The organism is Curtobacterium sp. L3-7 (assembly GCF_048756585.1).
GTDB lineage: Bacteria > Actinomycetota > Actinomycetes > Actinomycetales > Microbacteriaceae > Curtobacterium.
This window is the reverse complement of record NZ_CP151474.1, coordinates 1,793,357-1,805,732: the sequence shown is the minus strand read 5'-3', so window position 1 is coordinate 1,805,732 and position 12,376 is coordinate 1,793,357. Positions and strand designations below refer to the sequence as shown.

Annotated in this window: 11 protein-coding genes; 4 read left to right on the top strand and 7 right to left on the bottom strand. The window is 71.3% G+C overall.

Going from position 1 to position 12,376, the window contains the following annotated elements:
* Nucleotides 1-43 precede the first annotated feature (43 nt).
* Both AAEP80_RS08800 and AAEP80_RS08795 read left to right on the top strand, forming a co-directional pair.
* Nucleotides 44-637 carry a hypothetical protein gene (locus tag AAEP80_RS08800; RefSeq protein WP_420366745.1) on the top strand — a complete coding sequence of 198 codons (594 nt, stop codon included), beginning with the start codon at nucleotides 44-46 and terminating at the stop codon, nucleotides 635-637.
* A 3-nt stretch (nucleotides 638-640) separates the two neighbouring features.
* On the top strand, nucleotides 641-1,504 hold the full coding sequence (locus AAEP80_RS08795; protein ID WP_420366744.1) for a helix-turn-helix domain-containing protein: 864 nt from the start codon (nucleotides 641-643) through the stop codon (nucleotides 1,502-1,504).
* 105 nt (nucleotides 1,505-1,609) lie between these two features.
* Here the strand turns inward: AAEP80_RS08795 and AAEP80_RS08790 are convergent, their stop codons facing one another.
* From AAEP80_RS08790 to AAEP80_RS08760, 7 genes are read right to left on the bottom strand one after another with little or no spacing between them, the layout of a single operon-like run.
* The gene (locus AAEP80_RS08790; RefSeq protein ID WP_420366743.1) at nucleotides 1,610-3,262 is read right to left on the bottom strand and encodes an ABC transporter ATP-binding protein; all 1,653 of its coding nucleotides are present in this window, start codon (nucleotides 3,260-3,262) and stop codon (nucleotides 1,610-1,612) included.
* A complete protein-coding gene (locus tag AAEP80_RS08785; protein ID WP_413602431.1) occupies nucleotides 3,259-3,825 on the bottom strand; it encodes a GbsR/MarR family transcriptional regulator in 567 nt (188 codons plus the stop codon). The genes AAEP80_RS08790 and AAEP80_RS08785 overlap by 4 nt, the downstream gene beginning before the upstream one ends.
* Nucleotides 3,822-5,240, bottom strand: coding sequence for a serine hydrolase (locus AAEP80_RS08780; RefSeq protein ID WP_420366742.1), 1,419 nt, complete (start codon nucleotides 5,238-5,240; stop codon nucleotides 3,822-3,824). The genes AAEP80_RS08785 and AAEP80_RS08780 overlap by 4 nt, the downstream gene beginning before the upstream one ends.
* 44 nt (nucleotides 5,241-5,284) lie before the next feature.
* A complete protein-coding gene (locus tag AAEP80_RS08775; protein ID WP_402729204.1) occupies nucleotides 5,285-6,175 on the bottom strand; it encodes an ABC transporter permease in 891 nt (296 codons plus the stop codon).
* Complete coding sequence (locus AAEP80_RS08770; protein WP_420366741.1) at nucleotides 6,172-7,113, bottom strand: ABC transporter permease; 942 nt, start codon at nucleotides 7,111-7,113, stop codon at nucleotides 6,172-6,174. Before AAEP80_RS08770 ends, AAEP80_RS08775 begins: the two co-directional genes overlap by 4 nt.
* The gene (locus tag AAEP80_RS08765; RefSeq protein WP_420366740.1) at nucleotides 7,113-8,516 is read right to left on the bottom strand and encodes a M14 family zinc carboxypeptidase; all 1,404 of its coding nucleotides are present in this window, start codon (nucleotides 8,514-8,516) and stop codon (nucleotides 7,113-7,115) included. The genes AAEP80_RS08770 and AAEP80_RS08765 overlap by 1 nt, the downstream gene beginning before the upstream one ends.
* An 8-nt stretch (nucleotides 8,517-8,524) precedes the next feature.
* Nucleotides 8,525-10,117 (bottom strand): peptide ABC transporter substrate-binding protein, encoded by a 1,593-nt coding sequence (locus tag AAEP80_RS08760; RefSeq protein ID WP_420366739.1) that lies wholly within the window; start codon nucleotides 10,115-10,117, stop codon nucleotides 8,525-8,527.
* Nucleotides 10,118-10,276: 159 nt separating this feature from the next.
* On the opposite strand from AAEP80_RS08760, the gene AAEP80_RS08755 reads away from it, so the two are divergent.
* Nucleotides 10,277-10,903 carry an FMN-binding negative transcriptional regulator gene (locus AAEP80_RS08755; RefSeq protein ID WP_420366738.1) on the top strand — a complete coding sequence of 209 codons (627 nt, stop codon included), beginning with the start codon at nucleotides 10,277-10,279 and terminating at the stop codon, nucleotides 10,901-10,903.
* Entirely contained in the window at nucleotides 10,900-12,369 is a 1,470-nt protein-coding gene (locus AAEP80_RS08750; protein ID WP_420366737.1) for an amidohydrolase, read from the top strand. Before AAEP80_RS08755 ends, AAEP80_RS08750 begins: the two co-directional genes overlap by 4 nt.
* Nucleotides 12,370-12,376: the final 7 nt, after the last annotated feature.

Below are 12,376 nucleotides of genomic sequence, written 5' to 3'. Positions count from 1 at the left end.
GATAACCCCACCCCGCTCGGACCGCGCACAGTATGTTGCATCCATGGACGCAGCTGTTCGAGACCGATGGATCGCCTTCGCCGCGGTCGTCGCCGCCCTCGTCCCCGCGCTGAGCGGTTTCGCGGGCCTGGTGACCCTGACGCAGTGGGACCCGGGGACGGTCGCCCTGCGCGTCGGCGCCGTCCTCGGCGGGCTCGCTGCGGTCGTCGTGGGGTGGGTCGCGTGGCGTCGGAGCGATCGCACGACGCTCGGGTTCGCACTGGCGGCGCTCTGCTCCGCGCTGAGCTGGGTCCCACTGGGTGCGCTGTCGTTCCCCGTCTCGACGATCCTGTCGATCGCGTCGGAAGCCCTGCTCATCGCGTTCGGCGTCGTGGTGCTCCGGCGCAGCACCGGCGCGACGCGGATCGCCGGCTGGGTGATCGCCGTCGCCGCCGCGGTGTGGCTGCTCGGTGGACTCGGACTCTGGTTCGCGACCCTCCCACAGCTGACACAGACCATGCTCAGCGCCCTCTTCGCGATCCCGGCGGTCGCCCAGATCGTCGCGTTCCTCGCCGCCGCCGCGCTCTTCGTCGACCCACTCCTCCGTCCGGTCCGCTCCGGAGCGCGGTACCTCTGGACCACGGCAGACGTGCGCTGACACATGGCCGACGCGCTCCGCGCGCTCGTGGATGCGGTCGGACTCGACGTCGCGTACTGCGCCGAACTGGAGGCTGACCCCGACTCCGCCTGGACCCACCACTTCCCGACGGCGCGGTCCGGGCACCTGTGGATCGCCACGCAGTCCGGCAGCATCTGGGTGGGGCGTGGCGACGAGACCGAGCTGCTCCAGCACGGAAGCGCGGCGCTCATCGCCCCGGGAGCGCCGGCATGGGTCGGGACGAGTTCCGCCCACGACCCACCACCACGGGTGTCCGACACGGACGCCTTCTTCGGCCTCCCGTTCCACAAGTCGGGAGTCCACCACGGGAGCGCGAGGTTCGGACCGCTCGCGTCGGAGGCGCTCCCCCTCCCCGACTTCGTGTCCACCATCGAGCACCCGGTTGCGGACGTGGACGTCGCGCTGACGTTGCAGCACATGTCGGAGCAGGCCGCGCACCGGTGGCCGGGTCCACAGCAGGACGCCCTCGCGCGGATGCTGGTCGTCACGCTCGTGGCAGCGTGGCGCCCACCGGTCCTCCGCGACAACAGCCTCACGCGCTGCATCGACGCCATCGCGGAACCCGGGCCGCCGCCGACGGTGCCGGAACTCGCCGCGCTCGCGAACGTCTCACCGTCCACGCTCCTCCGTCGCTTTCGCGCGGAGACCGGCCTGACACCCGACGAGTTCTCCAGGTGGCTCCGGACACTCGAGGTCAGGACGGCACTGCGCCTCGGCGCTGAGCCCACCGACGCCGCACGACGGTTCGGGTTCCGGTCCGCGAAGGCGCTCCGCCGCACACTCGCACGGGTCGAAGCCAGCGCGGACCGCATCGTCCGGGCCGGACCGGGACGTTGGATTCGGTGATGACGGATCTGGTTCCCGATCCCCGGGGTTCGGGAACCGGATCCGTCATCGGGAAAAGGGAGGACCTGCGCGCAGGGTTCGGCGGGCTGCGTCGGCAGGCGCGGGTCAGGAGGACGCGGTGGCCAGTCGGGTCGCGCGGCGGGCGGCCTGTTCCTCGGGGTCGGGGACCGGGGCTGCCTGGATGAGTCGGCGGGTGTACGGGTCCTGTGGGTCGCGGAGGATGTCGTCGCACGTGCCCTGCTCGGCGACACGACCCTGGTGCAGCACGACGACGCGGTCGCACAGGGTGTCGACGACGGCGAGGTCGTGGGTCACGAAGAGGCATGCGAACCCGAGGCGCTCCTGGAGCTCGCGGAACACGTCCAGCACGCGCGCCTGGACCGACACGTCGAGCGCACTCGTCGGCTCGTCGGCGATGAGCAGCGCCGGATCGAGTGCCACGGCGCGGGCGATGGCGACGCGTTGCCGTTGTCCTCCCGAGAGCTCGTGCGGGAACCGCTCGCGGAACCCGCCGTCGAGCCCGACGTCGGACAGGAGCCGCTCGACGCGTTCCTCGGTCTCCCGCGCGGACAGCCGGAGGATCTGCCGCAGCGGCTCCGCCACGGTCTGGCCGACCGAGTAGCGGGGGTTGAGCGACCGGAGCGGGTTCTGGAAGACGACACCGACGCGCTGCCGCATCGTGCGACGCGCAGCACGGCTCGCTCCGGCGACGTCCGTGCCGTCCACCGAGATCGTGCCGCCGGTGATCGGCGCGAGACCGACCGCAGCCCGCCCGATGGTCGTCTTGCCGCTGCCGGACTCGCCGACCAGACCGACGATCTCCCCGCGCCCGACGGTGAACGACACGTCGTCGACGGCTCGGAAGCGCCGTCGCAACCCACCGCCGTACTCGACGACGAGACCTCGGACGTCCAGGACGGTCGTCGGGACCGGCGTGGCGGGTTCGACCCGGTCCTCCAGTGCGTGCAGCGCCATGCGTGGGACGGCGGCCAACAGGTCACGGGTGTAGTCGGCGGCGGGGGCCGCGAAGACGGCGCTCGCCGTCCCGGTCTCGACGACCTGGCCACGACGCATCACGACGACGCGGTCGGCGATGTCGGCGACGACGCCCATGTCGTGCGTGATGAGGAGGATCGCGGTGCCGGTGCGATCTCGGAGCCGGCGGAGCACGTCGAGGACCTCGGCCTGGACGGTGACGTCGAGCGCGGTCGTCGGCTCGTCCGCGATGAGGAGTTCCGGGTCGGCGGCGAGTGCCATCGCGATCATCACGCGTTGGCACTGTCCTCCCGACAGTTCGTGCGGGTACTGCCGCAGCCGGCGCTCGGGTTCCGGGACCTCGACCACGCGCAGCAGTTCGAGGGACCGCTCGCGTGCGCCGGCCCGGTCGAGCGACGGATCGGCGCGGCGGACCGCCTCCGCGATCTGGAACCCGATGGTGAACACCGGGTTGAGCGCGGCCGACGGGTCCTGGAAGATCATCGACACGCGGCGGCCGCGGACCTCGCGGAGGTGTTGCTCGCTCGCGGTCAGGACCTCGACACCACCGAGGACGACCGAACCGGACGCTCGTGCCCCGTCCGGCGCGATGCCCATCGCCGTCACCGCGGTCATGCTCTTCCCGGATCCGGACTCGCCGACGACCGCGACCACCTCGCCGCGCGCGACCGAGAAGGACGCGTCGTCGACGGCGACGACCCGCTCGCCGTCGACGTCGAACGTGACGGTGAGGTGGTCGATCTCGAGCACGTGGTCGGTCATGGCGATCCCGTTCCTGGTGCGTCGTCGCCCGTGTCCCGCGCGGCCTTGAAGGCCTCCCAGTCCTCGAGCATCTTGTGGTGGTGGCCGTTCAGCCACTGCATGTAGTCGCGGCCGTTGCGGAGTCGCTCGCGCACCGGAGCGTCGACGTCCCCCGCCGCGGTGTGGCCGTCCTGCTCGACCACGGCGAGCCCGCGGGCGATGATGTCGCGCTGCCGGTCGAGGTACTTCCGCTCCCCGGCGAGCCAGCTGCCCCACACGTCGGTCTCGGCGCGGAAGAAGTGGCTCCGCTCCCCCGGCACCGTGTGGCGCTTCACGAACCCCGAGTCGGCGAGCCGTCTCGTGGCCATCGACACCGACCCGGAGCTGGCGCCGAGTGCTGCCTGCAGGTCCGCGGAGGACGAGTACGGGGCTCGCGTCATGATGAGGTAGCCGAGCACCCTCGCATCGGTGAGCGGCATGCCGGCGCCGTCCGCGAGCATGATCGCGAACTCCTCGACGAACGCCTGGCGCTCGGGTTCGAGGTGCAGGTGGTCGGCCCGGTCCCCCTCGGTGCCGTTGCTCACGCCAGGCCCGCCGCGACCGTCGGGGTCTCCTCGGGGACGGACCACGGCTCCTCGCTCATGCCGCCGCTCCCGCGGATGCCGGTCACCGCGCCGTCGGTGTCGCGGGTGAACACGATGTCCTCGTCGACGGAGCCGAAGCGGTTGCCGTGGGTCATCCGGAGGGTGTCGGCGTCGACGACGTCCAGGCGCGTCGGCGATTCGAGGGGGTCCGGGCCGGACGGGTCGATCGCGAGCAGACGGTCCCCGACCCGCGCGACGTCGGTGACGCCCCACGGGTTCGCGTACCGGCCGGTGTAGCTCGCGGCGACGGCGTCGTCGGTGACCGCGGCTCCGGGAGCGCCGGTGTCGGCGGCGGCGTCGAGCAGGTGCACGATCCCGGTCGCGAGGAGCGTCGCGGGGCCGGCCGCGGCGCTGGTCATCACCGAGACGACGAGCGATGACGCGGGGTCGAACAGCGACTGCGTGATGTGCCCCGGGAAGCCACCGGAGTGGCCGCGGATCTCGCGACCCCCGATGCGGTCGACGATGAACCCGGCACCGTAGCCGCGGGCGCTCGGGTCGTCGTCCGATGCGCTCCACGACTTCCGCTGCGCCAGACGCTTCGAGTGGTCGCTCAGCAGGTCGCCCTGGCCGAGGACGTGGGCGGAGAAGTAGCGGACCAGGTCCGAGGCGGTGCCGTGGAAGCCGGTCGCCGCGGCCATCGCCCGGGTGTCGACGTGGGCGATGCGCTGCCGGGTGCGCGCGACGTGGAAGCCGGAGTAGCCGACGACGAACTCGTCCTCGCGGGCGGGGTCGTGGTCGGGGCCGGTGTTCCGCAGGCCCAGGGGTTCGACGACGGCCTCTCGGACGAAGTCGTTGTAGGACTTCCCCGACACCGCGGCGATGACCAGCCCGAGCAACGAGTACCCGAGGTTGGAGTAGTTGAACGACGACCCGGCCGGGACCTTCTGTCCACGGTCGAGCACGAGCGCCAGGAGCTCCGACTCGTCCGGGAACGGCCGCTTCAGCGACCAGTAGTCGCCGTCGTGCCCGTCGCGGATGACGCCTGCGCCCATCTCCATGAGCTCCCGGATCGTGGCGTCCGCGATGGGCGACCCGCCGTCGACCAGCGCCGGGACGTACGTGCCGACGGTGTCGTCGAGTCGGAGGGACCCGCGCTCCGCGAGCAGCAGGAGCGCGGTCGCGGTGAAGGTCTTCGAGTGCGACGCGATCCGGAAGATGTCGTCCGTGGTCAGGCGGCGCCCGGCCTCGACGTCCGCGTACCCCCAGGCACCGGAGAAGAGCTCCTCGCCCTGGAACCCGATCGCGACCTGCACGCCGGGCACACGGAGCTGCCAGACCTTGTACGCCACCCACTCGCGGATGTAGGGCAGGGTCTTCCGGTACGCGTCCAGCGTGACGGCGGTGTCGGTCATGGTGTCCTCTCGAGGTCTGGTCACTTGGGTCAAGACTGGCCTGTTCAGCGCCGTCGGGGGTCGAGCGCCGCGCGCAGCGTGTCGCCGAGCGCGATCACGGCGAGCACGGTGACCGCGAGGAACGTGGCGGGAGCGATGAGCATGTGCGGGGCACGCAGGAACTGGCTCGTGGCAGCGGAGAGCTGCAGCCCCCAGGAGATCGCCGGGCTCTCGAGGCCGATGCCGAGGTAGGTCAGCGTCGACTCGGACACGATCACCCCGCCGATCGTGATCGTCGCGAGGACGAGCAGCGGCGAGATCGACGACGGCAGCACGTACCTGGTCGTGATGCGCCACGTCGAGAGTCCCATCGTGCGGGCGGCGAGCACGAACTCGGCGTTCCGGACGCCGCGGACGCTCGACCGGACGAGCCGGGCCATGGTCGGCCAGCCGAAGAGCGCGAGCACGAGCGACACGGTCAGGACCGAGCGCTCGCCGACGCTGTTCAGCACGACGACGGCACCGAGCAGGAACGGGAAGCCGAGGAACACGTCCGTCAGGCGCGCGAGGACCGCGTCCACCCATCCGCCGACCATGCCCGCGACGGTGCCGACGACGACCGCGACCATGCCGGCGAGCACGGTGGTCAGCACCGCGACGGAGATCGACGACCGGGTGCCGTAGACCACGTTCGCGTACACGTCGCACCCCTGCAGGTCGAACCCGAACGGGTGCCCGGCCGTCGGGGACGCACCGCTCCGCCCGAGCTGGCAGACGCGGGGGTCCCCGTGGCCGAAGAGCCCGGCGAACAGCTGCGGGAAGGCCGCGATGAGCAGGACGATCGCGAGCACCGCTGCGGGTACCCAGAACCCCGGGGTCCGGACCGCGGCGACGAGGGGCCGGCGTCGAGCGGCGACGACCGGTTCGACGGTCGCACCGATGGCTGATGTGGTCATGCGGCGGCTCCCGTCCGGACGCGCGGGTCGAGGGCGGCGTGCAGCAGGTCGACGAGCACGCTCGTGACCAGGAAGACGAGGATGAGCGCCGTCGAGATCCCGACGACCACCGCGCCCTCGTGCGACCGGATCCCCTGGAACAGCAGGTTGCCGACGCCTGGGAGGTTGAAGATGCCCTCGATGATCACGGTGCCGCCCATCAGGTACCCGAGGTCCGTCGCCAGGTAGGTCGCCGTCGGGATGAGCGAGTTCCGCATGACGTGCACCCCGACGATCCGCCCGGGCGTGAGTCCCTTCGCGCGGGCCGTCCGGACGTAGTCGGCATCGAGCGTCTCGATCATCGACGTCCTGGTGAGCCGGGACACCGCCGCGAGCCCGAACAGCGCGATGACGAACGCCGGCAGCACGTACGCGGTCGGCCAGCCGGCGGTGGCACCCGCGACGGGGAACCAGTGCAGCCGCACCGAGAACACGAGCTGCAGCGCGACGCCGAGGACGAACACCGGGATCGCGCCGACGACGATCGTGCCGACGAGGACCGTCTTGTCGAGCGCCGTCCCGCGCTTGAGCGCCGACAGCACACCGAGCCCGATGCCGAGGACGATCTCGAGCGCCCACGCGGTGAGCGCCAGCGTGATCGTGACCGGCCAGCGGGAGGCCATCTGCTCCCCGACCGACTGGCCGTTGAAGTCGGTGCCGAAGTCCCCACGGAACAGCCCGCCGAGGTACTGCACGTACTGCAGCCAGAGCGGCTGGTCGAGGTGGTACTCCGCCCGCAGCGCCCGGACGACCGAGTCGCTGAGCGGTCGGTCCCCGCCGAGCGCCCGGATCGGGTCACCCGGCAGGGCGAAGGTCATCGCGTAGATGAGGAACGTCACCCCGAGGAACACGATCACCAGGCCGCCGAGGCGGCGGCCGACGGTGAGCGCCGGACGCATCACGAGCCTCCCGGCAGGTTCGTGGTGGCCATGGCCGGACGGGAGGCTCGGGTCGGGTCCGCCACGTGCGCCGCGCAGGCGAGGATCGCCCCGTACTGCACCCCCACCAGCTTGCCCACCGGGATCGGCTCCGCGCCGGTCACCGCGTCCGCCTGCCAGAGCGCGTAGCGCTCGGCGAGCCGGTCCCGGAGCCGCCGGAGCGGCGCCGACGCCGTGCCTGCGGTCGTCTCCGCCTCGAGCGCCCGCAGCAGCATGCCGCCGTAGCGGAGGCGGAAGCAGCGGACCAGGTCCTCGCAGCCGAAGCGCTCGGCGACGGTGGCCATCCGGTCGGCCGGCTCACGGTCGGCCCGTGCGCGGTCGGTCTCCGGGCCGGAGCGGAGCATCGGGACGAACGCCCGCGACCCCTCGAGGAACGGCGTCTCGATCGTGGTCATCGGCGACGCCAGGTCGAGGATCTCCTGCAGCTCCGTCCCCGACGCGCCGAGCTCGTCAGCACAGCGTCGGAGCAGGTCGGCGTACGACTCGTCCGTCGGCGTCTGGTCGTCCGCGTCGGGGTGGCTCCAGTACGGCAGTTCCGCGACCATGCACAGGGCGCCGTGCCGCATCGCCCACGACGCGCTCGACGCCCCGTGGATGTGCTCCCCCGGGTCGACGCCGAGCCCTTCGAGGTAGTCGTACGCCGTCTCGATGCCGTCCATCGCGAACACCGCCGGGGCGAGTTCGCGGAGGAACGGCGACTCGGGCTCCCCGGTGTCGAGCGGCAGCCCGAGCGACTCCGGGACGGCGTGCAGCACGTCGATCACGTCGGGGAGGTCCTCGGAGAGGTAGTAGTAGACGCCGCCCATCTCGCCGTTGTGCAGTGACACGAGCAGGTCGGGCTCGGTGTCGTCGATGAGGCGCATGAACGCGAGCGTCTCGGGCAGCACCTGGTCGAAGTACACCGACTTGTAGTTGTTCGGGAACGTCCACTCCACCTGGCTGTCCGGAGCCGGCCGGTAGAAGTGCCGCGAGTAGAACACCCGGTCGTGCGGGTCGTGGAACCACGCCTCGTTGAGTCGCATCCCGTCCGGGTCGATCGTCGGGACGATGTGCCAGGTGACGTCGAGCGCCGCCGCTGCCACCGGGTCCTCGAGCATCGTCGACGCCAGGTGCAGCGCGGTCCACGAGCCGATCGGTTCGTTCGGGTGCACGCCGCCGACGATGACGGCGGCGTGCGACCCGGAACCGATGCGGTAGCTGTGGAGCGGCTCACCGAGCCGGCTCGTCCCGATGCGGGTGACCGTGACCTGGTCCGGGTGGGCCGCGGCGAGCGCGTCGAACCGGGCGTGCAGGTCGTCGACGAGCGGGAAGCCGTCGTGGTCGGGGACCTCGGAGACGAGGCGGAGGATGGTGTCGCGGTCCATGTGGTGCCCTACTTCACGGCGATCTGCGCGATGACCGGGCTGCCGGCCACCGCGGGGAGCTTCGCGATCTTGTCGCTGGTGACGTACGAGTACTTGTCGAAGAAGGTCGGCACGATCGGGAAGTCCTGCAGGACCGCCTGTTGCGTCTGCGTGTAGTACTCGTTCGCCTCGGCCTGCGACCCGGCGGAGTCCGCCTTCGCGAGCAGTGAGTCGACCTCGTCGCTCTGGTAGTACCCGGTGCAGGGCGAGCAGCCGCCTGCGGTCGTGAAGAGCGCCCGGAGGGTGTTCTGCTGGCTGATGTAGAGCGCACCCCAGTGTCCGAAGTGCGGGCCCTCGATCTTCTTGTCGGTGAGCTCCGAGTAGTACGACGCCCAGTCGGTGGTGGCCTTCGCCTCGGTGTCGACGCCGAGGTTCTGGCGGATCTGGTTCGCGTACGCCTGGTACAGCGAGTCGAGGCCGTTGCCGCCCGGGTAGACGAGCGTGATCGTGCCGTCGAAGCCGCCGGCGGAGGCCAGGAGCTTCTTGGCAGCCGCCGGGTCGAACTCGCAGGCGTCACCGCAGATGCCCTCCTCGGTGCCGGACATCGACGGCGGGGTGAGCGCCGTGGCGGGGTCGTACAGGCCACCGTAGATCGCCTTGTTGACCTGCTCGCGGTTGATCGACATCGAGATCGCGCGGCGGACGTCCGGGTTCGAGTACCGCTCGTCCCAGAGCGGGAAGCCGAGGTAGTCGATGCCGGGTGCGTCGAACGAGTGCAGCTTGTCGCCGAAGTCGGCCTTCGCGCTCGTCATCTTGTCGGTCGGCAGGAACAGCACGTCGGCGTTCCCGGCGAGCACGTCGGTGTAGGCGGTGTTCATGTCCGAGTAGCTGCGGAAGGTGACGTTCGCGGTGGTGGGCTTCGTGCCCTCGTAGCCCTTCCATGCGGAGACGGTGAACTCCTGGTCCGCCTTCCAGGCCTTCGTCATCTCGTAGGGACCGTTGCCGATCGGCTTCTTGTCGTACGCCTTCATGTCGTCGTAGGCGGCGTCGGGCATCGGGTAGAACGCCGTCTGCGCCTGGCTGAGCTGCAGCGGGAACTGGCTGTCCGCGTGGGTCAGGGTCACCGTGAAGGTGTCGTCGCCCGTGACCTTCAGGCCCGACATCTCCTTGGTCTTCGGCGTCCCGGAGGCCGGGTTCAGGTCGGTGTAGCCGACGATCGAGGCGAGCTGCCCGCTGTTCTCCCACGCGTTCGGGCCGTAGGCGACGTAGTTCCACGCCTTGACGTAGCTCTCGGGCGTGACCGTCTCGCCGTTCTGGAACTTCCAGCCGTCGCGGAGGGTGATCGTCCACGTGGTGGCGTCGTCGCTCTCGACGCTCTTCGCGGCGACGTCGTGGAGCTCGCCCTTCGCGTCGGTCTGCGTCAGCGGGGCGAACAAGCTCATCACCTGGTCGAAGGCGACGGTCTGTCGCCCGGGGGTCAGGTGGTCGGGCTCGCCCGTCGCGTACACCAGGGAGCCGCCCGAGCCGGAGCCCGAGTCGGCGGTGCCGCTTGCCGAACAGCCGGTCGCCACCAGTGCCACCGTGGCCGCCGCGGCCAGCGCGGCGATCGTCCTGCGTCGCATGAAGTTCTCCTCGGGTCGTCGTTGATGAGTGAAGCTAGGCCCGCTCGTGACCCCGAAGCAATGCTTCTTTCAATGAACTCTGAAACTTTTACCGTTCTGAAACACTCGGGAAACGACACCTGTCGCGCTGACGGGGGCTCCTGTGCAACGCTGGCGAGCATGCGACACACGCCCCACTTCCTGATGACCGACGTCGACGAGGTCAAGCGGCTCGTCCGCGGGAACCCGTGGGCGACGATCGTGTCCCACACCGCCGCGGGGCTCGTCGCGTCGCACTACCCGTTCCTGTTGGAGGAGGCGTCGGACGACGAGATCGTCCTCGTGTCGCACGTGGGCCGCCCCGACGAGCAGGCCCACGAACTCGGCGAGCACGAGGTCCTCGTCGTCGTGCAGGGACCGCACGGCTACGTCTCCCCCGCCTGGTACCCCGCCGAGCAGTTCGTGCCGACCTGGAACCACGTCACGGCGCACCTCTGGGGCACGCCGGAGATCCTGTCCGACGAGGAGAACTTCCGCGTCCTCGGCGAACTCGTCGACCACTTCGAGCGCGAGATGCCGGAGCCGGTGTCGCTCGACGTCGACGAGGAGACCGCCAGGCGCATCGCGAAGGGCACCGTGGGCATCCGCATCCGGGTCACCCGGTTCGACGCCCGCGCGAAGCTGTCCCAGAACAAGGCACCAGAGGTCGTCGACGACGTCATCGCCGGGCTCCGCGGCGACGGTCCCTACGCCTCGCCGGCGCTCGCGGACGAGATGGAGCGCGTCCGGGGCGGTGGCAACGCGTGACCGAGGTCCTGCTCCGCACCGTCCGCCGCATCGGCACGGCGGGGGCACCGGCCGACGTGCTGGTCCGCGACGGCGTCGTCGTCGCGATCGCACCCGCCGGCACCGTCGACCCGTCCGGCCCGGACACCGACGTCGTCGAGGCCGGCGGCGCCTGGCTCGGACCAGGCCTCCGCGACCACCACACGCACTTCGACCAGTGGGCGCTCGTCCGCCGGCGCGTCGACGTCTCGACGTGCGACAGCGCCGAGGCCACGGCAGACCTGCTGGCCGAGGTCGCGCGCACCGGTGTCTCGGACCCGGTCCTCATCGGCCACGGCTACCGCGACGGGATGTGGCCCCGCCCTGCCCGACGCGAGCTGCTCGACCAGGCCGCACCGGGCCTCCCGGCGGTCGTCATCAGCGGTGACCTGCACGCGGTCTGGTGCAACGCGCTCGCTCTCGCCCACTTCGCCGAGGCCCTCGGTCGGCCGCTCGCGGCCGGCGAGGACGGGGTCCTCCGCGAACAGGACGCGTTCGACGTGACCGGTGCGTTGTCACAGGTGCCGGACGCCGTGCTCGACGGGTACGTCGCCGACGCGGTGGAGGCCGGCGCGGCACGAGGGCTGACGAGCATCGTCGACCTCGAGATGCGCTTCGGGTTCGACCGCTGGGTCCGCCGGATCCACGGCGGCACCGACGCACTGCGGGTGGCGTCCGGCGTCTACCCCGTCGAACTCGACGACGTGATCGCCCGGGGGCTGCGCACCGGCGACGTCGCTCCTGGCACCAGGGGCCTGCTCACGATGGGGCCGTTCAAGGTCGTGACGGACGGATCGCTCGGCACCAGGACCGCGGCGATGGCGACCGGCGAGGGGGTGCTCGCGTGGGAGTTCGAGGAGCTCGTGGCGATCACCCGGCGAGCCGTGTCCGCCGGACTCGTGCCCGCGATCCACGCGATCGGTGACCGGGCGAACACCCTCGCGCTCGACGTGTTCGAGGCGGTCGGCGCCCGCGGGACGATCGAGCACGCCCAGCTGCTCGCGGACACGGACGTCGACCGGTTCGCCCGGCTCGGGGTCGCCGCGTCCGTGCAGCCGGAGCACGCCATGGACGACCGCGACATCGCCGACCGCTACTGGGCGGGCTCGACCGATCGGGCATTCGCGTTCGCGTCACTCGCCAGGGCCGGCGCCCGGGTGCTGCTCGGATCGGACGCCCCGGTGGCGCCCCTCGACCCGTGGGTGTCGCTCGCCGCCGCCGTGGGGCGGGACCGGGACGGCCGGGAACCGTGGCACCCGTCGGAGCGCATGTCGGCCCTGGCCGCCTGGACCGGCTCGACCGACGGTCGCGTCGGGGTGTCGATCGGGGACGTCGCCGACCTCGTCCTCGTCGCGGCCGACCCGCTCGCGGCGTCCTCGGCCCAGCTGCGGGAGATGCCCGTCCTCGCCACTGCCGTCGCTGGACGGTGGACCCACCGCGACCTGTGACCGAGCG